Genomic DNA, 21,376 nt, shown 5'->3' on the forward strand with positions numbered 1-21,376 from the left:
ACCCCTGTCGGGTGAACCCGATCACGGCACGTCGGCGGGCGCGAGGTTCCAGCCGCGCAGGCGCACCCGTGCCGGGCCGCGCGCCGCCGAATATCGAACGCTCACCTGTCGCGTCTCGCCGGGCAGCAGCGACACATAATTGTCGGTGAAATAGGCCGGCAGTATCTGTTGTCCGGCGGTATCGAACAGGGTCAGCTTGGTCTGCAGCACCGGAACCCGGCCGGTGTTGGCCAGATCGATCGTGATGCTGCGTTCGTCCCCCGCCATCCCCGGCGTCGCCCGTGCCGTGACCATGCCCGCCGGCATCGCGACGAGCGCACGCAGCGCGGCGGGGCTGGCGGCATCCCAATAGAAATTGTCGGACAGCCGCGTCCCGTCGGTGCGTTCCGCCTCCAGCCGGACGAGGACCGGCGCCGTGCCGGCCGCCGCCGGATCGAGGAGGAACGCATCGACGATGCCGTTGGCGGGGATGTCGATCCGTCGCTCCTTCACCGACCATTCGCGATTGTCGAGGCCGACGATCCGCGCGCGCACCAGAACCCCGGTCAGCGGTGTGCGGGTCGTATTGACCATCACGACCCGGCGGTCGGGCAGGTTCATCTGCACATGGACCGGCTCCGCACCCTTTCTGGTGCCGTAGAACGAGCCATGCGTGTCATAGTCGGACGAATAGATCTGGAAGTCGGTCGACGGCCACGCCGGGTGCGACATCCACAGCATCCGCGCGCTGTTGGTCTTCCACAGGCCGGCGTTCATCCCCTCGAAGATCGCGCGGTGCGATTCATAGTTCAGCATCTGCGCCTTGCGCTCGAAATCGGCGAGATCGGTGGCGGGGCCGAAACGGGTCGCCATCGCGTCCATGAAGCTGGTCACGGCGACGGCACGCTCCTGATGCCAGTCGTGATAGGCCCAGGTGTCGTTGATCGGCCACCGGTCCGCAGCCGGCACCGCCCGCTGCCATGCCTCCAGCGTGGGAAAGCTGTAGGTGCCGACCTCCACCGCGAAACCCCTGGCGAAATCGGTGAAATACCCGGCGGGCTCGCGCCAGTTGTACGGGCCGGACCCGGCGAAATTGATGATCCGCGAATTGCCCTTGTACATGCGGGTGCCGTCCTCGGCCCACACCATGTCCTGCAATGCGTTCTGCAGGATCGGTTGCGGCACGCCTTCGTTGCGGCCGATCCACATCACGATCGAGGGGTGGTTGCGGAACCGCCGCACCGTGTCGCGCGCATTGGCGAGGAACAGCGGCACATCCTCCGCCTCGGCGTTGTTGTCCTGCGTCGATTCCCAGAAATCGTTCAGGATCATGATGCCGTAGCGATCGGCAAGGTCGTAGAAACTGGCTTCGGTGCTCTGCCCCATCCAGTTGCGGATGATGTTCATTCCCGCATCGCGGTGCAGCCGGAAATAGGGGTCCAGCCGGTCGTGCCCGACCCGCTTGAGCATGTCGTCCATGCCCCAGTTGCCGCCGCGCCCGGCGATGCGGACACCGTTGACCCGCAGCACGAGGTGCGGCGACAGGCCCTCGTCGCCGGTGATGGTCCGTACCGCCGGCGATCGTTCGGCACCGGGGAACAGCGAGTTGGCCCAGCCGCCGGGCACCTTGCGCAGCCCGGCATGGCGTTCGTCGATGACCGGCGTACCCAGGTGGCGGGCACGGGCGAGGTCGACCTCGATCCGGCGCAGATCGCCGTGGCTGTCGAGCGACGACAGTTCGTACGTTACCTGCCGCATCCCGAAGCGCACCCGCGCCTCGTCCGACAGGCCGTTCGGACCGGTAATGCCCAGATGCAGGTCGTGCAGCGCCGGGTCGCCATAGCCGTTCGGCCACCACAGCCGCGGATTGGCGACGCGAAGCGCGGGGTGGCTCGCGGGCGTCAGCGCGACCGTCACCGTCGCCGCCGGGGGAACGCGCACCGCTCGGGTCACGGTGACGTCGTCGAACGTGGCGCGGATGGTCGTGTCGAGCGGCACCGGCCCGTGGTTCGTGACCGGCACCGCGATCGCGACATCGGCGACGCTGGTGTCGCCGTTCGGCAGCGTCGTCACGACCTGCGGATCACCCAGCGTCAGGGTGCCGGTGGCGACCAGTTCGACGCCCTGCCACAATCCGGTGTTGCGGTCGCGGACGGCCGGAATCCAGTCCCAGCCTTCGGATGCGGTGAAGGTCGGCCCGTCGATCATCATCGCGCCGCCGTTCTCGCCGCGACCGGCGGTCATCGACTGTTCGTGCGGGATGCCCGGATGCGGCGGCGGCGAGACGCGCACCGCGACGGCGTTGCTGCGTCCGGGCACCAGCATGTCGGTCACGTCGAACGCGCCGCGGATGAAGGCGCCCTTGATCGTCCCGGCCGCCGTGCCGTTGACCCAAATCTCGGCGGCATAGTTGATGCCGTCGAAGCGCAGCGTCAGCCGCTTGCCCGCCAGATCGGCGGGCGGCACGAATTCGGTGCGATACCAATAATCCTGCCGCGCGAGGCGTTCGGGGATCGCCATGTTGTTCAGCCCGATGCCCGGATCGGGATAGACGCCGCGATCGACCAGCGTGGTGAGCGCGGTGCCCGGCACGGTCGCGACGTGCCAGCGCGCGGCGTCGAAACCGGGGGTCGACAGCGCGGGGCCACCGGCGGCGACCGTGGGTCCTTCGGCCATGCGCCATCTGTTGACGGTAAATCGCCCGCCGCCCGCCGGGACGAGCGCGGCGGCGGAGGGGACGGGGATCGCCCGTGGCGGCGAAAAGGGCGCGTTGCCCTTGGGAAGCGTCCACGCGCGTTGCGGCACCGCCTCGCCATATTGGTTGCGCACGGTCAGCGGCCAAGTGGGGCTGGCATCCTCGAACCGGATCAGCGCCTCGTCTGGAACGGCACGTGCCGCCGTGGCGATTTCGGCGGGAGTTGGCGCCTGCGGTGCGAAGGTCAGCGCGGCGACATGGCCGGTGAAGAACGGCAGGCCGGGCAGGCGCGGCCCGATCGTGACGAGCGCGGGCGCCGGCTCGATCGCCGCCCGCCCGGCCGCGACCTCGCGGCCGTCGAGCAGCAGGCGGATACGATCACCGTCGCCGATGGCGATCAGGTGATGCCAGCGACCGGCGGCCAGCACCGGCCCGCCCCGGACGAGCGTGTCGCCGACCAGCAGCGCGGCCCGCCCGTCGACCAGCGCCAGCGCGCGCGAGCGCGGCCCGGCGGCAGGGCCGACACCGCCGACGATCGCGCGACCGGCGGCGATACGCGCGGGCTTGATCCATGCGCTCAGCGTCCATTGCGGGCTTGCGGGCAGCATCTCGCCCTCGGCATAGCCCTGCGCCGGGCGGGCGATCGTATCGGCCCCGGCGATGAACACCGCGTCATAGGGGCCGATCACATCCATCTTCGGCCGGGCGAGGCGCGGCGAGGGCCAGTCGACCTGTTGCGCCGCCGCCGTCCCCGCCAGCAACGACAGCAGGATCGCGCTCCCCATCGTCTTCATCACGCAATCCCCCTGAGCGCCATGTCGAGCAGCAGGACGAACACGAGGCCAAAGACGCCGACCAGCGTTTCCATCAGCGACCACGACCGGAACGTGTCGCGCAGCGACAGCCCGAAATATTCCTTGAACATCCAGAAACCCGAATCATTGACGTGGCTGCACATCAGGCTGCCCGCGCCGATCGCCAGCACCATCAGATTGGGATCGGTTCCCGCCGCCGCCGCCAGCGGATGGACGAGGCTGGCGGCGGTCAGTCCGGCGACCGTCGCCGATCCCAGCGCGATGCGGATGATGCAGGCGACCAGCCAGCCGGTGACGAGCGGCGGCACCGGCAGGCCCGACAGGCCACCGGTCAGCGCGACATCGGCCCCGCTGGCGATCAATACCTGCTTCAACGCGCCCGCGCCTGCGATGATGAGCAGGATCGGCGCGATGTCGCGGATCGCGACGACGAATCCTTCCATGCTCTGCGCAAGCGATATTCCCCGGGCCGATCGCAGCGCGAGCAGCGCGACGATGATCGAGAGCAGCAGCACGACGAGCGGACTGCCGGTGAAGGTGACGACGGCATGCGCCCCGGGGGGCAGCGACAGATGGGCCAGCCCGGTCGCGCCGGCGATGAGCGCCACCGGCAGCAGCGCGCAGGCGATGCTGCGCGCGGCATCGGGCAGCGGCAGGTCGTCGCCCGCCGGTGTCGCGAACAGCGGGGCCGGCACCGCGCGGATATGCCGCAGCGTTCGTGCGAACAGCGTCCCGGCGATGGCGAGCGTCGGAACGCCGACGATCAGGCCGTAGATCAGCGTCAGCCCCATATCGGCCCCGAACAGCGGCACCAGCGCGGCCGGCGAGGGGTGCGGCGGCAGGAAGCCGTGCGCGATCGACATGCCCGCCAGCAGCGGAATGCCGACATAGACCGCGGGCAACCCCGTCCGCCGCACGACCGAGAAGATCAGCGGCACCATCAGGACGAAGCCGACGTTGTAGAACAATGGGATGCCGACGACGAACCCGGTCGCCGCCATCGCCAGCGGCAACCGTTTTTCGCCGAGCAACGCGACCAGCGTTTCGGCGATCCGCTGCGCCGCGCCGCTGTCGGCGACCAGCTTGCCGAACACCGCGCCCAGCACCACGATCGCCGCGAGCGGCCCCAGCATGTCGCCGATGCCCTTCTCGATCGTCGCCGGGATCGCCGCCAGGGGTATGCCGAGCAGGATCGCGGCGACCAGCGCGGTGACGATGAACGCCACGAACGGGGGGATGCGCGCCGCCACCACCAGCACCACGAGCAGGGCGATGACCGCCGCGATCGTCGGCAGCGTCATGTCGTCGGTCCGTTCATCATGGCATCCCCCGCGGTCCGTTCCGCATCAGAAGCCATAGCGCAACCCGGCGCGGAAGGTACGGCCAAGGACGTCGTACAGCAGCGGATTGAAGCCATAGGTGACGTTGGTCTGCGGCGACGGTTCGGGCGACCGGTTCAGCAGGTTGTCGATCTTGAAATAGGCGGTGAACCGGCTGGTCACATTGTACGACCCGCCGGCATCGAGATAGAAGGCGCCGGCCATGTGGTTGGTGTCGATCGTCGGATGGATCGCGGTCGGCGCCGGGCAGTTCGACCGGCATTCGATGAATTCGTTGCTGTACACGCCGTCGCTGAACCAGCGTTCGGTGAGCGACAGGCTGAACCGGTCGGTATCCCAGCTCTGCACGCCCAGGATCTTCCAGTCGGGGATCGATCCCTGGTTCACGCCCGCCAGCTCGGTCGAGATCGTGCCGGGAATGCCCGACGTGCTGCGATAATGGATCACATGCGTCGCCAGCGCGCGCAGCGTGAAGGTGCCGGGCAGGCCGATGCCGCCGAGCGGCCGGCGATAGCTCGCCTCCATATCGAAGCCGTTGGTATAGATCGATGCGAGGTTGAACGCCTGCACGTTGACGAAATTGCCGTTCGGCTGGTTGCTGTCGAGGAAGATCGAGTTGCAGAACTGCTGGATCCTGCTGACCAGGCACAGGTCGACCTGCTGCTGCCCGGCGAAGGCGGAGACGACGTTCTTCACCTTGATGCTGTAATAATCGATCGAGGCGTTGAAGCCGGGCAGCCAGTTGCTGCCCGACACGACGATGCCGCCGGTGGTGTTGCGGCCGACTTCGGGGCGCAGGCCGGGGTTGCCGAGGTTGGTCTGCGTCACCGTCACCGTGCGGCCGCCGGCGACGCGCGGATCGTTGACGACGTTGTTGGTGATCGCGGGGGCGGCGAACAGCTCCGACAGGTTGGGCGCGCGCACGTCGCGCGAGGTGACGGCGCGCAGCCGCACGCCCTCGACCGGCGTCTCCCACGTGCCGCCCACCTTCCAGCTCGCGATCCAGCCCGACGTGCTGTAATGCGTCTCGCGGATCGCGGCGTTCAGGTTCGCCCGGCCCAGATCGTCCGAATCGAGCACCGGCACATCGACTTCGGCGAACCCTTCATGCACGTCGTACTTGCCGCCGCCCGAATGATAGTTGCCGGCATACCAGTTGTTGCCCGACACGGTGTTCATCAGCGGATCGGCCGGATAGTCGGCGCTGTTGGGCGATTCGGGATAGATGCCGTTGCCATAGGGGTCCGAGCGGACCTTGTACCATTCGCGACGATATTCGTAGCCGAACGCCAGCGAGATCGGGCCGGCCCAGGTCGACGCGGGCTGGCCGTTGATGCTGGCGCTGGCGGCGTGCTGGCTCGACCAGGTATGCTGGAACGGCCCGACCTTGGGGATGATGTAATCGAGCGCGGCCTGGCTGTTGGTTACGTTGCCGATGACGTTGAACGGTACGCAACCCGACGCGCGCGCCGACGCGCTGGCGCACACGATCGAGCCGTCGGCCGCGCGGACGGCCTGGATCGCGGCGTTGAAGCGCGGGTTCAGCGAGATGTTGGAGACGTGCAGATCGGTGTAGTTGTGGCCATATTCGTAATAGGCGTCATAGCTCCACCGGGTGCCGAGCGCGGGAAACTTGCCGGTCGCGCCGATCACGCCGCGCAGATTGGTCCGCTTGGGCTTGACCGAGATGAAATCGGGGAAGTTGGCGAGGCTGGTGCCGAACTGGAAACTGGTGATGTTGTTCGTGACGCAGGCTGCCTGGATCGATGCGGGCACGAACGGATTGGAACACTGGATCGTCAGATTGGCGTTCTTGGCCGCGCCGGCGTTCGGCGAATTTTCCGAACGGACCTGCGCGGCATTGAACGTGGCATAGATCTCGTTGTCCGCCGCGACGTCATAGCCGATCCGGGTATAGCCGACGAGGCGTTCCAGCTTCGATGCCAGCGTCGTACCCGCGCCGACCACGCCGCTGGTGTCGCCGCCCACGCAGAACGGCGTGATGCAGTTGGTCACGGCACCGGCGCCGGTCGGCGTGCCGTTCGATCCGTACTGGAACGCGAACGGCGCGCCGTTGACGCCGAACGCCGTGCCCTGCAACGGACCCGAGGTAATCAGGCCGTATTTGGCATATTGGAACTGCTGCGCGTTCTGGATGACCGAAATCTGGGGCTGGCCGGCGGGCGTGCCCGCGATGCTGCGGACCTGAAACGCGGGCGATACATACCAGTCGCGGCCGTTGGCGCCGGTGATGCCGAAGCCGGGATTGGGCACCCCGCCCTCGCGGCCATATTCGCCGCTGACGACGACATGCAGCCGGTCTTCGAGGAAGCTGCCGCCCCATGCCGCCTGCGCGGTGACGCTGGCATCGTCGCCATAGGTGGTGACGCCGCCTTCGAGATTGGCCTTGAACCCGGTGAACCGCTTGTCGGTGACGAAATTGATGACGCCGCCGATCGCGTCCGATCCGTAGGAAGCGGATGCACCACCGTTCACCACGTCCACCCGCTGGACCAGCAGTTGCGGGAACTGGCTGACGTCGGGCACGCCGGTGACGTTGGCGCCGACGAAGCGCTGGCCGTCGAGCAGCGTCAGCGTGCGGATCGCGCCCAGGCCGCGCAGCGAGAACGAGCTCAGCCCCTGCGTCCCGCTCGACGTGGTGGCCACGCCGACCGCGCGGCCGGTGCTGCCCATCAGCGACGGCAACTGGGTGATGGCGTTGAAGATATTGGGCTGGGCCGAACGGGCAATATCGGCCTCGCCGATCACCTGCGTCGGGGTCGGCGCGGTGAAGCCGCTCGCGGTGATGCGCGATCCGGTGACGACAATATCGGCGGCGGGGGTGTCGGCGTCGGTCTGGTCGGTCGCCGGCTGGTCCACGGCCGGCGGCGCGACCGTCTGCGCATGGGCGACCCCGGCCATCAACAGGGTGATCGCCAGCGCGGTGCCGCTCACCGTCTGCCTCAATCCGTGAACGGACCGCGTTTGTTTCGCCTTGTCGAGCACAGTATCCCCCCGTGAATATATGTCGTTGGACGCGACGAGGGCATGGCGGAAGCGGCCGCGGACCTGTTGCCCATCGGCCTTGCGCTCCATCCGTCGACACCCTCGGCCGTCGACTGTGCTCCCAGTGTTGATCCCGGGCATGGACCTTGTCGACGGCCTTATGGTCGATGTTCGACCTCGGGCGGTTAAGGCACTGAACGATATGGCGTATCTGGATGAAACGGCGTTGCACGCGCCCGATTCGCCCCGGTCTGGAATGGTCCGGCACCGGCGGCGGAAGGGTTTCTGGTCCGGTTGCAACCGGAACCGCGACGACGGGAGCCCCGATCGCAAAAAAGCCGTTGACGACCCGGATTATATGTCATAGTGACGGTGACACACAGAGGGTTCAGCCTATGCCAACCAGCAGTCGTTTCGTCGTCGCCGTCCATGTTCTCGCCGCGCTTGCGGTGGGCGATGATGCGCCGATGCGGTCGGAAGATCTGGCGCATTCCGCCAATACCGGCGCGGTCGTGATCCGGGGCCTGCTGTCGCGACTGGGACAGGCCGGGTTGACGTCCTCGCAAATGGGATCGGGCGGCGGCGCGTTGCTGGCCAAACCGGCAGCACAGATCCGGCTTCTGGATGTGTACCGCGCCGTCGAGGATACGGAATTGTTCACGTTCCACCGCCTGCCGCCACTTGCCGGCTGTTCGGTCGGCGGGAATATCCAGGAGGCGCTGCGCCCCACGCTCGACAAGGCGCGCCAGGCGATGGAGGACGTGTTGGCCGAAGTGACGATCGAACAGGTCGCCGCCGAGGTCGCACGGCTCGGCAAGTTCACCATTCCGCTGCGGTGGTGACATCGGTTTTTGCCTGATATGTCATAGTATCAGTGACATATCGACATAATGTGCGTGCCGGCACCGGCGCGCTGACGGGCCGGTGCCGGGGCATCGTTCCGTCATTCCATGCAACCCCGGTGACAAGAAGGACTTCATCATGACCATCGGTATCATCGGTTCGGGCGCTCTGGGTTCCAACGTCGCGCGCGCCCTTGCCAACAAGGGGCAGTCGGCGATCATCGCGAACAAGCGCGGCCCGGAATCGCTCCGGGATCTCGTCGCCGACCTCGGCGGCACGATCACCGCCGGCACGGTCGCCGAGGCCGCCGCCGCCGACATCGTCGTACTGGCGATGCCGTGGGTCGCGCTGGAGGACGTGCTGACCGGTCTGCCCGACTGGAACAACCGCATCGTCATCGACGGCACCAATCCCGTCCTGTTCCTCGATCCGGCGTCGCCCGAGGCGAACGATCCGGGCAATCCGCTGGCCGCCTATGGCATCAAGGCGGTCGACATCGGTGATCGCCATTCGAGCGCGATCGTCGCCGATCTGGTGCCCGGTGCGCGGCTGGTAAAGGCGTTCAACCATCTCGACGTCAACGTCCTGCCGCATCCCGAAGCCGCCGGCGGCCAGCGCGTGCTGTTCTATTCGGGCGACGATGCGGACGCCAAGGCGCAGGTCCGCGCGATCCTAGAGGCGACCGGTTTCCTGCCGGTCGATCTGGGGACGCTCGATGTCGGCGGCCCGCTCGCCTCGCTGCCGTTCGGGCCGCTTGCCACGCACAACTTCGTCCGCATCTGACCGGCCTTGCCCGTCGTCATCGCGTCGTCGCAGCGCGGCGGCATGACGATGGGCGCCCCCCGTACCCCGCAAGGATATTCCCCATGACCACGACCGCCGCCCAACTGCTTCGCAAGAGCCTCGACACCTTTCTCGCCCACGACATGAAGGGCTGGTCCGAACTGTGCGCCGACGACGTCGTCGCCGAATTCCCGTTCGCGCCCGACGGTTCGCCCGCTCGCATCGAGGGCAAGGCGGCGCTGTATGAATATCTGCGCGGCTATCCCGACGCGATCGACATCAAATCGCTGCCGACGCTCAAGATCTACACCACCGACGATCCCGACGTCGCGATCGCCGAATGGAGCGCGTCGGGCAAGGTGCTGTCGAACGGTAATCCGTACGAGATGCGCTATGCGACCTTCGTCACGTTCCGCGATGGACTGATCGTCAGCTATCGGGAATATTGGAATCCGCAGGCGTTCATGACGGCGATGAGCGGCGCCAGCTTCGGCGGCTGATCGCGACAGCACCGGCGGCGGCGCGATGCGTCGTCGCCGGTGCCGATGATGACCGAAGCTTCACGCCCGGGTCACGCTGCGCCAACGCGGCATCGGCGATGGTCGGGGTGTTTGTGAAAGGATCCGTTTCATGCGACTTCCCCTGATCCCGCCGAGCGACCTGACGTCCGAACAGCGGCCGCTCTATGACGATATGCGAAAGGGGATCGCCGGCAACTTCAATGCCTTCCTGGTCGAACGCGACGACGGGGCGTTGATGGGTCCGTGGAATCCCTGGCTTCACGAGCCGCGGATCGGCAAGGCGATCTGGGACCTGACGCTGGCGATGACCGCCGAGGCCAGCCTGCCCGACAATGTCCGGCAGGTCGCCATTCTCATCGTCGGGGCGCGCTTCGATGCCGCGTACGAAATCTATGCGCATATCGCGGTCGCGGAGCGCAACAGCATGACGCTCGAACGGCTCGCGACGCTGGTCGCCGGCGTGAAGCCGACCGACTTCGCGCCCGACGAAAGCATCGCGTATGATTTCGCCTATGCGCTCGTCCGTGGCGGCGTCCTGCCCGAACCGCTCTACCGCCTGGCGGTGCAGACCTTCGGCCAGCATGGCACCAGCGAGCTGATCTATCTCGTCGGGTTGTACAGCCTCGTCTCGACGACGCTCAACGGCTTCAATGTCCCGGTGCCCGAACGTGAGTAGGGGCATGCGGCACGGGACGCGCGCGCCGGCCGCCACCGCCTGCGCGACGGCGACGCCGTTCCCGAGCATCGCGCTGCTGTTGCAGGGGGGCGGTGCGCTCGGTGCCTATCAGGCCGGCGTCTATCAGGCGTTGTCGGAACACGGGATCGAACCGACCTGGGTCGCGGGCATCTCGATCGGCGCGATCAACAGCGCGATCATCGCCGGTAACGCCCGCGAACACCGGATCGATCGATTGCGCGCCTTCTGGGAAGGAGTGTCGGGCGGGTCGAGCGGCTGGGCGGACTGGATGCCGCATCTGGTCCACGACCATCATGTTCGCGGCTGGGTGAACCAGATCGCGGCGGGCGGAACGGTGATGAACGGCGTGCCCGGCTTCTTCGCGCCGCGCTTTCCCCCGCCGCCGTTTCAGACCGCCGGCACCGCTGGCGCGACCAGTTGGTACGATACCAGCGCCCTGCGTTCGACGCTGGAGCGGCTGATCGATTTCGACCGGATCAATTCGCGCGACATGCGCTTCAGCGTCGGCGCGGTGAACGTCCGCACCGCCAACTTCGCCTATTTCGACAATGCCACCGATACGATCCGCGCCGACCATGTCATGGCGTCGGGCGCGCTGCCGCCGGGGTTTCCGGCGGTGGAGATCGACGGCGAGCAATATTGGGACGGCGGCATGGTGTCCAACACGCCGCTCGACTGGGTGCTGTCCGCGCCCTCCGATCTCGACACGCTGATCTTTCAGGTCGACCTGTGGAGCGCGGCGGGTCTCGTGCCGCGCGATCTCGCCTCGGTCGCGGTGCGGATGAAGGAAATCCAGTTTTCCAGTCGCACGCGGGCCGCGACCGACACGTTCCGCGAACTGCAGACCTATCGCGCGGCGTTCAACACGCTGTTCAACCATCTGCCGGACGCGCTGAAGAACAGTCCTGAGGCGCAGTTGCTGGCCGGGGCATCGGACCCCGCCGCGTACAGCATCGTCCAGCTCGTCTACCGTTCGCCGACGTACGAGGGCGATTCGAAGGATTATGAATTTTCGCGCCAGACGATGGAGGATCACTGGCGCACCGGATACGAGAATGCGCTGACCACGCTCGCGCATCCCGAAATACTCGTGCCGCCGACCGAGCCGCCCGGCGTCGCGGTCCATGATTTCCTGACCCCCCGGGCCGGGGCGCAGCCCCGTTCCGCAACAGCGAAAGATCCGACATGACTCTTCAGGACAAGGTCGCCGTCATCACCGGCGCCGCCAGCGGCATCGGCAAGGATATTGCCAAGCGCTTCCTCAAGGCGGGCGCGAAGGTCGCGATCGCCGACCTGAACATCGACGCGGCGAATGCCACCGCGCTGGAGTTCGATCCCGATGGCACCCGTGCGATGGGCGTCGCGATGAACGTCACCGACGAAGCGCAGGTCGACGCCGGTATCGAGGCAGTCGCCGCCCGCTTCGGCGGAATCGACGTGCTGGTGTCGAACGCCGGTATCCAGATCGTCGCGCCGATCGACCAGTTTGCCTTCGCCGACTGGAAGAAGCTGCTCGCCATCCATCTTGACGGTGCCTTCCTGACGACGCGCGCCTGTCTGCGCCACATGTATGCGCAGGGGCGCGGCGGCAGCATCCTCTACATGGGGTCGGTCCATTCGAAGGAGGCATCGAAGCTGAAAGGCCCCTATGTGACCGCCAAGCACGGGCTGATCGGACTGGCGAAGGTCGTCGCCAAAGAGGGTGCCGAACATGGTGTCCGCGCCAACGTCATCTGCCCCGGCTTCGTCCGCACCCCGCTGGTGGAAAAGCAGATTCCGGAACAGGCCAAGGCACTGGGCATCAGCGAGGACGCGGTGATCCGCGACGTGATGCTGAAGGAAACGGTCGACGGCGAGTTCACGACCGTCGACGATGTCGCGGAAACGGCGGTATTCCTCGCCGGTTTCCCGACGAACGCGCTGACCGGCCAGTCGATCGTGGTCAGCCACGGATGGTTCATGCAGTGACCAGCCTGTCGGTCGCGACGCGATGACCCCGTATCTGCCACTCCTCAGCGTCACGGTCGGCGCGATCCTCGCGACCACCGGCGGGTTCATTTCCGGCCGCTTGGCCGCGAGGGTCGAGCAACGTCGCCGCGCGCGGTTCGCGGCGACGATCGGGCGCGAGGTACTCGCCTCGCTGCAGCATGTCGTCGTCCTGCTCAACGACGTCCATGATCGGGGCGATCCGTTCGGGCGGCTGACGATGCGCCTGATCCGGTCCGCGCGCCGCGAGGTCGAATTATACGAGCGCAACCGCGAGGCGATGTTCGAGGTCGGCGACGACGAGCTTCGGTTCCAACTGCACGACCTGATGACCCGGCTGGCGATCACGCTCGATTTCCTCATCGATGAAAGCCAGGACAAGGAAAGCGAGGTGGCCCGTCATGCCGTCGCGATGGCCGAGGCGTTCGACGTCTTCCAGCGACATTGCGCTGACATAGCGCCGATGATCGGGCGGTTGCAGCGCCATATCTGACGGGTGCCGTTCACCCGGTGCCGCATGGCCTCGGTCATCGGATGGCCCGTCCCCGAACACGCCGGCGCCGGCGGATGCCGACACCGTTCGATTATATCGAACCTATCGGTCGAAACTAATCGGGTGGTCGGGACGCAGCCGAACGATCATTTGAGGTGCAGCAATGGTTCCGCGATCGGACGGCGGGCCGGATAAAGGGGAATAGTCATGAAGCATGTCATCACCGCAGCGCTGTCGATGGTTGCGCTCGCCGCCGCATCGGCCACCATCGCGCAGACCGCGCCTGCCGCCGCCCCGGCCACGGTGAAGGCGGGCACCTACACCGTCGAAACCTATCACACGCTGGTCCGGTTCGGTGTGAACCACTTCGGCATCAACGAATTCTTCGGCACCTTCCCCGGTGCGACGGGCACGCTGACGATCGATCCGAAGAACCTCGCGACCACGAAGCTCGACGTGACCGTGCCGGTGGGGACGGTATCGACCACCAACGCGACGCTCGACAAGGAACTGGTGAGCGCCGACTGGCTCGACGCGGCGAAGTTTCCGACCATGCGCTTCGTGTCGACCGGGGTGACGCGGACCGGCCCTGCGACCGCCAACGTCGCGGGCAAGCTGACGCTGCACGGCGTGACCAGGCCGGTCGTGCTGAAGGCGACGTTCAACGCCGCGGCCACCAACCCGATGAGCAAGGCCTATACGCTGGGTTTCAAGGCAACCGGCGTCATCAAGCGGACCGAGTTCGGCGTCAGCAAATACGCTCCCCTCGTCAGTGACGAGACGACGTTGACGATCAGCGCCGCGTTCGAACTGAAATCCTGATTTCCCGTTCAACCCCACCCCGTCCGGCGCGGCCGGTCGGGGTGGGCCAGCTCGAAAGCCTCGCCATGCGCACCCGCTACTCCGTCGTCGCCATCCTGCTTCACTGGGTGATCGCCGTGCTGATCCTCGCCAATCTGCTGCTCGGCTGGCGGATGGGGTATCTGACCGGCATGGACCAGTTCGCGATGTTCCAACTGCACAAGTCGATCGGCATCACCGTGCTGGTGCTCAGCGTCGTGCGGCTGGCGTGGCGGCTGCTCAACCCGCCGCCGCCGTCGGTCGCACCGATGAAGCCGTGGGAGCACCGGGTCGCGAGCGCCACCCACTGGTTTTTCTATACGCTGATGATCGGCATGCCGCTGACCGGGTGGGCGATGGTGTCGGTCAGCCCGTACAACATCCCGACCCTGTTGTGGAAAACCATCCCGTGGCCGCATATCGGCTTCCTCCATGCGATGGACGCCGCCGGCAAGGCGCGGGTCGAGGCGGTCGGCGGCAATATCCACCTGTACCTCGCGCTGGGCGGCGCGGCGCTGATCGCGCTGCACGTCGCCGCCGCGCTCAAGCATCAGTTCATCGCGCGCGACGGGGTTCTCGGCCGGATGGTGCCGGGCCTGCGCAGCACGCCCCATTCGCTCTGAAGGAGTCCTTCCCATGCGTTACCTTCCTCTCGCCGCCATCGCCCTGATCGCCGCCCCGGCGGTCGCCGCGTCCGCTCCGTCGTGGACGATCGACAAGACCCGATCGCAGGTCGGCTTCGTCGCCAGCATGGGCGGGCAGGCGATCAACGGCAGCTTCAAACGCTTCGACGCGCGGATCGCGTTCGATCCCGCCAACCTGCCCGAATCGAGCGTGACCGCGGTGATCGACACCGCGTCGGCCACCACCGGCGACGCCTCGCGCGATCAATCGCTGCCGACCCCCGACTGGTTCAACGTCAAGGCGTTCCCGCGCGCGACCTTCGCATCGAAGACGTTCAAGAACCTTGGCGGCAACCGCTACCAGGCGGCGGGCACGCTGACGATCCGCGGCGTCGCGCGGCCGGTGGTGCTGCCGTTCCAGCTCGTCATCGCCGGCAATGTCGCGCAGATGCGGGGCACGCTGACGATCGACCGGCGGTGGTTCGGCGTCGGGCAGGGACAGTTCGCCAGCCCGGATTCGGTCGCGGCGAACGTGAAGATCAACATCGCGATCCATGCCCGCAAGGCAGGGTAAGGACCTCGTCATGAAGCAGAGCGGCAACACCATCCTCATCACCGGCGGGGGATCGGGCATCGGCGCGGCGCTGGCGCACCGGTTCCACGACCGTGGCGACACCGTCATCATCGCCGGGCGGCGACAGGCCGCGCTCGACGACGCGGCGGCAGGGCGCGGGAACATCCACACGATGACGCTCGACGCGGACGATCCCGCCGCGATCGCGACGTTCGCGCGGGACGTGACCGCGCGCTTCCCCGCGCTGAACGTCCTTATCAACAATGCCGGCATCATGCGTGTCGAGCCGCTCGACACCGCGCGCGACCTGACCGATGCGGCGGCGACGATCGCCACCAACCTGCTCGGGCCGATCCGGATGACCGATGCGCTGATCGACCATCTGGTCGCGCGCGGCGACGGGGTGGTGGTCAACGTCACCTCGGGCCTCGCGTTCGTGCCGCTGGTGACGACGCCGACCTATTCGGCGACCAAGGCGGCGATGCACTCCTATACCGTGTCGCTGCGCCATGCGCTGGCGGGGAAGGTCGAGGTGATCGAACTGGCCCCGCCCGCGGTGCAGACCGAACTCACCCCCGGCCAGTCGACGCGCGAGGGCTATCAGCCGCTCGACGACTTCGCCGACGAGGTGCTGGCGCTGTTCGCGCAGGAGCCGACCCCGGCCGAGATCCTCGTCCAGCGCGTCCACCCCCTGCGCTTCGCCGGGCGCGACGACCGGTTCGCGGCGACGCTGGAGCGGCTGAACGGCGCGGCGCACTGATTTTCAACCACAAGGACTGACATCATGACGAAGGTCGCACTCATCGGCGCATCGGGACAGGCCGGCTCGCGCATCCTGCAGGAATTGTCCGACCGCGGGCATCACGTCACCGCGATCGCGCGCCACCCGGACAAGATCGCGGCGCTGCCGAACGTCACCGCGCAGCGCGGTGACGTGGCCGATGGCGGCGCGCTGGCGGCGCTGTTGCGCGGACATGACGCGGTGGTCAGCTCGGTGCATTTCTCCGTCACCGATCCCGCCACGCTGATCGGCGCGGTCCGCGCGTCGGGGGTGCAGCGCTATCTGGTGGTCGGCGGCGCCGGCAGCCTGGAGGTCGCGCCCGGCGTCCGCCTGATCGACTCGCCCGACTTCCCCGAGGCGTACAGGGCGGAGGCGAGCGCGGGCGCGGCCTTCCTCGACCTGCTGCGCGGCGAGACGGAGCTGGAGTGGACGTTCCTGTCCCCCTCCGCGATGTTCGTCGCGGGCGAGCGGACCGGCGTGTTCCGGCTGGGCAAGGACACGCTGCTTACGAACGACGGGGGTTCGAGCATCTCGTTCGAGGATTACGCCATCGCGCTGGTCGACGAGATCGAACGCCCCGCGCATGTCCGGCAGCGCTTTACGGTCGGGTATTGAACGGGCGGCCGATACGACAGGCGACCGGCGGCATCGCGGCCGCCGGTCCGCCCCTCAGCGATCCGGCGACAGCGCCGCCATCACCGTCGCGCTGTCGACATATTGCTCCATCGTCACGATCCTGCCGCCCTCCAGCCGATAGAGGTGTGCGAAGGTCGCGGTCATCGCCTTGCCGGTGGCGCGGTACGTTCCCGAATAGACGCCGAACGCCGCGACGCGGTCGCCGTCCTCCAGATAGGTGTGGACCTCGGCCTTGTACCCCTCCCACTCGGTGCCGAGCCGGTGGAACACGCCCGCAACGATCGCGTCGTAGCCGACATAGGTGCCGGCATAGGGGAACCCTGCCGCCTCGGTCCAGGTCGCGTGCGGCGCCAGCGCTGCCTTCAGGTTCGCGCCGTTCTCCTCGGATGAGCCTTCATAGGTGGCGCGGATGATGTCCTTGTTGCTCGTCATGGTTCAACCCCACGCCATTTCGCCGGTCGCGACCTTCGCGCCGACCTGCAACGCCACGCCCATTCCGGCATCGGGATAGCGCGCGGTCATCGCCGCGATCAGTGCCGCGCTGTCGGGCTGCTTGGCCAGTTCCTCCTCGAACGCGCGCAGGTAATCGCGGGTGTAGGTCAGCGCGGCCGCCCCGGTCGGCGCGTCGGGGGTCATGTGCCCCGGCACCACGACCGCGGGATCCCGCGCCAGCATCGCGTCGAGCTGCGCGATCCATGCGGCGCGCCCCGCCGCGCTGTTGGTGTCGGCGGTCCAGACATGGACGCCCGAGAACACCAGCACCCCGCCGACGATCGCCGCCAGCGACGGCACCCACAAATAACGGCGGTTGGCGAGGCCGTCGGCGGCGACGATCTCGACCCGCTCGCCATCGACGGTCAGCACGGTGTCGGCGAACGGCGTCGGCATGACCACGTCGTCCAGCGTCTTCGGCCCGTTGTCGCCGAGCTGCGGCCCCCAGGTCGCCAGCTTCTTCGACACGTTCGCCTCGATCGCGGCGATCGTCTCGGGCGCGGCCAGCACGCGCGCGTCGGGGAACGCCGCCGTGATCGGCGCCAGGCTGAAGTAATAATCGGGGTCGCTCTGGCTGATATAGATGGTGGTCAGCGTCCGCCCCGTCGCGGCGATCGCCTCGGCCAGTGCGCGTCCGTCGGGCAGGGTGAAGCCGCCATCGACCAGCACCGCCTCGGTCGCGCCCCACAGCAGCACCGGGGCGCGGAAGAAGCCGTGCTCGCCGGCGGGGAAGGATTGCCAATGGAGGGTGTCGGTCATGGTCTGTCTCCGGTGAGGATGTGAAAGCGGATCAGGCGGCGAGAAGCGACAACGGGTCGCGGTACAGAAGGTTCGTGTCGATCGGGGTCAGCGTGTCGCCGTCGATCCGCAACAGCGCGGGGACGCCGCGCAGGCCGTGCGTGCGCAGGATCGACCCGGCGCGCTCCAGCCGCTGGCGGGTGGCGGCGCGCAGGTCTGGCGCGTCCGCGACCAGTGCGACCGCCGCCGGCTCCAGCCCGGCGGCGCGCAGCAGGTCCGCCAGCACGCCGGTGTCGGCAATATCCCGCCCATCGCGATAGCGCGCGCGCTGGATCAGGTCGAGCAGCGCCAGTTCGCGGTCGGGCGCGGTGCGCGCGACCGCGGTCAGCGCCAGCGTCGCGGGGCCACTGTCGAGCCGCACGTCGTCGCCGCCGGTGATGCGCGCGCGATAGGCGTCGCCGAACGTCGCGCCGGTGGCGGCGCCGATCGCACGGTCGCTGGTCAGGATGTGGGTCGCCATGCCCCGGTCGAGCGTCCGTGCGCCCGCACCGGCGAACAGGCCGGTGGGCAGCGGCTCGACCGCCGCGCCGGGCTGCGCGGCCAGCGTCGCGATGGCATCCGACGCGCCGTAGCACCAGCCGCACATCGGGTCGAAGAGGTAAAGGAAACGGGTCGTCATGTGACGGTTCTCCATGCTGGTGGAGATATGCGCGCAACCGATTGCCGGCGCTAGATCGACAATATACCCCATGTCGTATGCCTACAGCATACAATCCCCGTGTCGTCGCCGGCCACGGTATCAACAACCTGAAACGCCTCGCCTATTTCGCCGAGGTGGTCGAAACCGGGTCGTTCACCGCCGCGGCCGCGCGGCTGGGAATCACCAAGGCGGTGGTCAGCAGCCAGGTCGCCCGGCTGGAACAGGCGTTCGAAACCACGCTGCTGGTCCGCACGACCCGCAGCGTCCGGCCGACCGAGGAAGGGCGGATCTTCTACGAACGCTGCGCCCGGATCCTGTCGGAAGCGCAGGCGGCGTTCGACGGGCTGGCGGCGGGGGACGGCGCGCCGACCGGGCTGTTGCGGCTGACCGCGCCGCTCGATTACGGCGTCGCGATGGTGGTGCCGGCGATCGCCGTATTTCGCGAACGCTTCCCGGCCTGTACCGTCGATCTGGTGCTGAGCGATGCGACGCTCGATCCGGTCGGCAGCGACATCGAACTCGCGATCCGGGTCGGCTGGCTGACCGACAGCGCGCTTCGCGCGCGGCGGATCGGGACGTTCGGGCAGGTGCTGGTCGCCAGCCCGGACCATGGGGTCGCGCCGGACGCGACGCCCGCGGACGTCGCCGCGCTGCCGTTCGTCGCCAACGGCAACCTCGGCGATCCGCTCGGCTGGACGTTCCGGTCGGATAGTGGCGCGGCGCAGGCGGTGCGCTTCGCGACGACGCTGGCGATCAGCGCGACGATCGGCGTGCTGCAGGCGGCGCGCGACGGGGCGGGACTTGCGATCCTGCCCGATTTCACGGTGGCGGACGATCTGGCGAGCGGGCGGCTGGTGCGGCTGCTGCCCGGCTGGCAGCTCGATCGCGGCGGCGTCCATGCGGTGATGCCGGGGACGCGCTTCCGCCCCGCGCGCGTCACCGCGTTCCTCGACATCCTGGCCGAGCGCGAACGGCGGCGCTGACGCCGGCCGGGCGGCGGGGGCTCAGGAAATCTTGTACTGGCCGCCATCGACCGGAAGCGCCTGTCCGGTGATGAAGGCGGCATCGTCGCTGGTCAGGAAGCAGACCGATCCCGCGATGTCGGACGGCTCGGCGAACCGCTTGATGGCCTGATGCTGCCAGGTCTGGCGTTTGGCTTCCTCGGGCATGTCCTGCGTCAACCGGGTGTTCGTGATCGCCGGCAGGATCGCGTTCACGGTGATGCCCGAATCGGCGACGTCGTTGGCCAGCCCGCGCACGAAGCCGATCACCCCCATCTTCGACGCCATGTAATGGCTCATGCCCGTGATCGCGAGGCCGATCGAGTTGGACGATATGTTGACGAAACGGCCCCAGCCGTTCGCGCGCATCTGCGGCACGAACTGCTTCGCGCTGAAGAAATGGGAGTCGAGATTGATGCGGAACATCCGCTGCCACGTCGCATAGTCGAGATCGTCGATCGCCTTGGGCGCGCCGATGCCCGCGTTGTTGACGACGATGTCGGTCCGGCCGAACCTGGCACGGACCTGCTGGTCGATGCGTTCCCAGTCCGCCGGCGACGACACGTCTGCGGTGGCGATCAGCGTCTCGCTGCTGATTAGCGCGGCGGTTTCGTGCGCCGCTTCCCTATCCAGCAGGACGAGTCTGGCGCCGCGCTCGGCGAGCTGGATGGCGATCGCCTGGCCGATGCCGCGCGCGGCACCGGTGACGATGGCGACGCGACCTTCGTGGCTTGGTTTCATCATCCTGTTCCTTCAAGGCGAGGGGCGATCGTTCGGAACGGTCGAAGCGATCGGAAAACGCGCTAACCGTGCAGCCGTGGTCGCACCGCCTGCCCGAGAAGCTCGATCGAGCGCAGCATCGCCGGCTGGTCGCGTGCGGCCGAGCTCATCTGGAACGTCACCCGGTCGATGCCACCCAGATCGCGGTCGGCCTGTTGCAACTGCGCGACCACCGTGTCGGGGCTGCCGATCAGGAAGGCACCGCGCGGCCCGGTCATCTGGTCGTATTGCGCGCGGGTCGCCGGCGGCCAGCCGCGCTCCGCGCCGACCTTGGTGAACATATATTGCCAGCCGGGGAAGAAGGCGTCGCGCGCCGCGCCATCGCTGTCGGCGACGAAGCCCAATGCGTGGACCCCGACCTTCAGCATCTCCGGCGCGTGCCCCGCCGCCGCCCCGGCGCGGCGATACAGGTCGACCAGCGGGCGGAAGCGCGCGATCTCCCCGCCGATGATCGCGATCATCAACGGCAGGCCGAGCGTGCCGGCGCGCACGAACGACTGCGGCGTGCCGCCGACGCCGAGCCAGACCGGCAGCACCGGTTGTTGCGGACGCGGATAGATGCCCTGTCCGCCGAGCGACGCGCGGAATTTGCCCGACCAGTGGATGCCGGCGCGCTCGCGGATCCTGAGCAGCAGGTCGAGCTTCTCGGCGAACAGCGCATCGTAATCGTTCAGGTCGAACCCGAACAGCGGATAGGCCTCGACCGACGATCCGCGCCCGACCACCATTTCGGCCCGGCCGCGCGAGATCAGGTCGAGCGTCGCGAACTCCTGGAACACCCGCACCGGATCGGCGGCGCTCAGCACGGTGACCGCGCTGGTCAGCCGGATCGTCTGCGTCCGCGCCGCCGCGGCGGCGAGGATCACCGCGGTCGCGCTGTCGAGATAGTCGGCGCGGTGGTGTTCGCCGACGCCGAACACGTCCAGCCCGGCGCGGTCCGCCGCGACGATCTCATCGAGCAGGAACGCCATGCGGTCCGCGTCCGAGATCGGCGGCTCCTCCCCTAGCGCGGCGGAGGTGGCGGCGAAACTGTCGATGCCGATTTCCATGATG

21 protein-coding genes are annotated in these 21,376 nt (G+C 67.8%); 13 read left to right on the top strand and 8 right to left on the bottom strand.

Annotated features, from left to right (window positions below):
• Nucleotides 1-21: 21 nt before the first annotated feature.
• The 3 genes from ASE78_RS16030 to ASE78_RS16040 are packed head-to-tail and all read right to left on the bottom strand — an operon-like array spanning nt 22 to nt 7,751.
• Entirely contained in the window at nt 22-3,468 is a 3,447-nt protein-coding gene (locus tag ASE78_RS16030) for a glycosyl hydrolase 2 galactose-binding domain-containing protein (protein WP_156351531.1), read from the bottom strand.
• Nucleotides 3,468-4,790 (bottom strand): GntP family permease, encoded by a 1,323-nt coding sequence (locus ASE78_RS16035; protein WP_056498478.1) that lies wholly within the window; start codon nt 4,788-4,790, stop codon nt 3,468-3,470. The genes ASE78_RS16030 and ASE78_RS16035 overlap by 1 nt, the downstream gene beginning before the upstream one ends.
• Nucleotides 4,791-4,835: 45 nt before the next feature.
• Nucleotides 4,836-7,751, bottom strand: a complete 2,916-nt coding sequence (locus tag ASE78_RS16040; RefSeq protein ID WP_082467323.1) for a TonB-dependent receptor plug domain-containing protein — start codon at nt 7,749-7,751, stop codon at nt 4,836-4,838.
• A 479-nt stretch (nt 7,752-8,230) separates the two neighbouring features.
• Between ASE78_RS16040 and ASE78_RS16045 the strand changes: the two genes are divergently transcribed.
• From ASE78_RS16045 to ASE78_RS16100, 12 genes are all read left to right on the top strand, one after another.
• Nucleotides 8,231-8,677 carry an Rrf2 family transcriptional regulator gene (locus tag ASE78_RS16045; protein WP_055757541.1) on the top strand — a complete coding sequence of 149 codons (447 nt, stop codon included), beginning with the start codon at nt 8,231-8,233 and terminating at the stop codon, nt 8,675-8,677.
• 139 nt (nt 8,678-8,816) lie between these two features.
• A complete protein-coding gene (locus ASE78_RS16050) occupies nt 8,817-9,461 on the top strand; it encodes an NADPH-dependent F420 reductase (RefSeq protein WP_056498479.1) in 645 nt (214 codons plus the stop codon).
• 83 nt (nt 9,462-9,544) lie between these two features.
• Nucleotides 9,545-9,961, top strand: a complete 417-nt coding sequence (locus ASE78_RS16055; RefSeq protein ID WP_056498482.1) for a nuclear transport factor 2 family protein — start codon at nt 9,545-9,547, stop codon at nt 9,959-9,961.
• A 130-nt stretch (nt 9,962-10,091) separates the two neighbouring features.
• Nucleotides 10,092-10,658 carry a carboxymuconolactone decarboxylase family protein gene (locus ASE78_RS16060; protein ID WP_056498483.1) on the top strand — a complete coding sequence of 189 codons (567 nt, stop codon included), beginning with the start codon at nt 10,092-10,094 and terminating at the stop codon, nt 10,656-10,658.
• A 4-nt stretch (nt 10,659-10,662) separates the two neighbouring features.
• Complete coding sequence (locus ASE78_RS16065; RefSeq protein ID WP_056498485.1) at nt 10,663-11,868, top strand: DUF3734 domain-containing protein; 1,206 nt, start codon at nt 10,663-10,665, stop codon at nt 11,866-11,868.
• Complete coding sequence (locus ASE78_RS16070; protein WP_056498487.1) at nt 11,865-12,647, top strand: 3-hydroxybutyrate dehydrogenase; 783 nt, start codon at nt 11,865-11,867, stop codon at nt 12,645-12,647. Before ASE78_RS16065 ends, ASE78_RS16070 begins: the two co-directional genes overlap by 4 nt.
• Before the next feature lie 22 nt (nt 12,648-12,669).
• Nucleotides 12,670-13,158, top strand: a complete 489-nt coding sequence (locus ASE78_RS16075) for a hypothetical protein (RefSeq protein WP_055757551.1) — start codon at nt 12,670-12,672, stop codon at nt 13,156-13,158.
• 207 nt (nt 13,159-13,365) lie between these two features.
• Nucleotides 13,366-13,980 (top strand): YceI family protein, encoded by a 615-nt coding sequence (locus ASE78_RS16080; protein WP_056498489.1) that lies wholly within the window; start codon nt 13,366-13,368, stop codon nt 13,978-13,980.
• Between the two features lie 41 nt (nt 13,981-14,021).
• Entirely contained in the window at nt 14,022-14,621 is a 600-nt protein-coding gene (locus ASE78_RS16085) for a cytochrome b (RefSeq protein ID WP_200911071.1), read from the top strand.
• 13 nt (nt 14,622-14,634) lie between these two features.
• The gene (locus ASE78_RS16090; RefSeq protein ID WP_056498491.1) at nt 14,635-15,195 is read left to right on the top strand and encodes a YceI family protein; all 561 of its coding nucleotides are present in this window, start codon (nt 14,635-14,637) and stop codon (nt 15,193-15,195) included.
• 10 nt (nt 15,196-15,205) lie between these two features.
• Entirely contained in the window at nt 15,206-15,955 is a 750-nt protein-coding gene (locus ASE78_RS16095; protein WP_056498493.1) for an SDR family oxidoreductase, read from the top strand.
• A gap of 24 nt (nt 15,956-15,979) precedes the next feature.
• Nucleotides 15,980-16,591, top strand: a complete 612-nt coding sequence (locus ASE78_RS16100) for an NAD(P)-dependent oxidoreductase (RefSeq protein WP_056498496.1) — start codon at nt 15,980-15,982, stop codon at nt 16,589-16,591.
• Nucleotides 16,592-16,645: 54 nt separating this feature from the next.
• Here ASE78_RS16100 and ASE78_RS16105 read toward each other — a convergent pair whose 3' ends face one another.
• Genes ASE78_RS16105 through ASE78_RS16115 form a run of 3 tightly spaced genes read right to left on the bottom strand, consistent with a single transcriptional unit; the run spans nt 16,646 to nt 18,521 of the window.
• The gene (locus ASE78_RS16105) at nt 16,646-17,044 is read right to left on the bottom strand and encodes a nuclear transport factor 2 family protein (RefSeq protein ID WP_056498497.1); all 399 of its coding nucleotides are present in this window, start codon (nt 17,042-17,044) and stop codon (nt 16,646-16,648) included.
• 3 nt (nt 17,045-17,047) lie between these two features.
• Entirely contained in the window at nt 17,048-17,863 is an 816-nt protein-coding gene (locus ASE78_RS16110; protein WP_056498499.1) for an MBL fold metallo-hydrolase, read from the bottom strand.
• A 31-nt stretch (nt 17,864-17,894) separates the two neighbouring features.
• Nucleotides 17,895-18,521 (bottom strand): DsbA family protein, encoded by a 627-nt coding sequence (locus tag ASE78_RS16115; protein WP_082467277.1) that lies wholly within the window; start codon nt 18,519-18,521, stop codon nt 17,895-17,897.
• Nucleotides 18,522-18,598: 77 nt separating this feature from the next.
• On the opposite strand from ASE78_RS16115, the gene ASE78_RS16120 reads away from it, so the two are divergent.
• Nucleotides 18,599-19,525: a LysR family transcriptional regulator gene (locus tag ASE78_RS16120; RefSeq protein WP_056498503.1), complete on the top strand. Its 927-nt coding sequence runs from the start codon at nt 18,599-18,601 to the stop codon at nt 19,523-19,525.
• Between the two features lie 21 nt (nt 19,526-19,546).
• Here the strand turns inward: ASE78_RS16120 and ASE78_RS16125 are convergent, their stop codons facing one another.
• Together ASE78_RS16125 and ASE78_RS16130 are read right to left on the bottom strand one after the other, a co-directional pair.
• On the bottom strand, nt 19,547-20,284 hold the full coding sequence (locus tag ASE78_RS16125) for an SDR family NAD(P)-dependent oxidoreductase (protein WP_056499200.1): 738 nt from the start codon (nt 20,282-20,284) through the stop codon (nt 19,547-19,549).
• Nucleotides 20,285-20,346: 62 nt separating this feature from the next.
• Nucleotides 20,347-21,372, bottom strand: coding sequence for an Atu2307/SP_0267 family LLM class monooxygenase (locus ASE78_RS16130; protein WP_056498505.1), 1,026 nt, complete (start codon nt 21,370-21,372; stop codon nt 20,347-20,349).
• Nucleotides 21,373-21,376: the final 4 nt, after the last annotated feature.

Source organism: Sphingomonas sp. Leaf25 (genome assembly GCF_001421635.1).
In the GTDB taxonomy this organism is placed as follows: Bacteria; Pseudomonadota; Alphaproteobacteria; order Sphingomonadales; family Sphingomonadaceae; genus Sphingomonas.

Coding starts and splice junctions, on each gene's coding strand:
- ASE78_RS16030 (WP_156351531.1), bottom strand. CDS start 3,468: ATGAAGACGATGGGGAGCGCGATCCTGCTGTCGTTGCTGGCGGGGACG.
- ASE78_RS16035 (WP_056498478.1), bottom strand. CDS start 4,790: ATGACGCTGCCGACGATCGCGGCGGTCATCGCCCTGCTCGTGGTGCTG.
- ASE78_RS16040 (WP_082467323.1), bottom strand. CDS start 7,751: ATGGCCGGGGTCGCCCATGCGCAGACGGTCGCGCCGCCGGCCGTGGAC.
- ASE78_RS16045 (WP_055757541.1), top strand. CDS start 8,231: ATGCCAACCAGCAGTCGTTTCGTCGTCGCCGTCCATGTTCTCGCCGCG.
- ASE78_RS16050 (WP_056498479.1), top strand. CDS start 8,817: ATGACCATCGGTATCATCGGTTCGGGCGCTCTGGGTTCCAACGTCGCG.
- ASE78_RS16055 (WP_056498482.1), top strand. CDS start 9,545: ATGACCACGACCGCCGCCCAACTGCTTCGCAAGAGCCTCGACACCTTT.
- ASE78_RS16060 (WP_056498483.1), top strand. CDS start 10,092: ATGCGACTTCCCCTGATCCCGCCGAGCGACCTGACGTCCGAACAGCGG.
- ASE78_RS16065 (WP_056498485.1), top strand. CDS start 10,663: ATGCGGCACGGGACGCGCGCGCCGGCCGCCACCGCCTGCGCGACGGCG.
- ASE78_RS16070 (WP_056498487.1), top strand. CDS start 11,865: ATGACTCTTCAGGACAAGGTCGCCGTCATCACCGGCGCCGCCAGCGGC.
- ASE78_RS16075 (WP_055757551.1), top strand. CDS start 12,670: ATGACCCCGTATCTGCCACTCCTCAGCGTCACGGTCGGCGCGATCCTC.
- ASE78_RS16080 (WP_056498489.1), top strand. CDS start 13,366: ATGAAGCATGTCATCACCGCAGCGCTGTCGATGGTTGCGCTCGCCGCC.
- ASE78_RS16090 (WP_056498491.1), top strand. CDS start 14,635: ATGCGTTACCTTCCTCTCGCCGCCATCGCCCTGATCGCCGCCCCGGCG.
- ASE78_RS16095 (WP_056498493.1), top strand. CDS start 15,206: ATGAAGCAGAGCGGCAACACCATCCTCATCACCGGCGGGGGATCGGGC.
- ASE78_RS16100 (WP_056498496.1), top strand. CDS start 15,980: ATGACGAAGGTCGCACTCATCGGCGCATCGGGACAGGCCGGCTCGCGC.
- ASE78_RS16105 (WP_056498497.1), bottom strand. CDS start 17,044: ATGACGAGCAACAAGGACATCATCCGCGCCACCTATGAAGGCTCATCC.
- ASE78_RS16110 (WP_056498499.1), bottom strand. CDS start 17,863: ATGACCGACACCCTCCATTGGCAATCCTTCCCCGCCGGCGAGCACGGC.
- ASE78_RS16115 (WP_082467277.1), bottom strand. CDS start 18,521: ATGACGACCCGTTTCCTTTACCTCTTCGACCCGATGTGCGGCTGGTGC.
- ASE78_RS16120 (WP_056498503.1), top strand. CDS start 18,599: ATGCCTACAGCATACAATCCCCGTGTCGTCGCCGGCCACGGTATCAAC.
- ASE78_RS16125 (WP_056499200.1), bottom strand. CDS start 20,284: ATGAAACCAAGCCACGAAGGTCGCGTCGCCATCGTCACCGGTGCCGCG.
- ASE78_RS16130 (WP_056498505.1), bottom strand. CDS start 21,372: ATGGAAATCGGCATCGACAGTTTCGCCGCCACCTCCGCCGCGCTAGGG.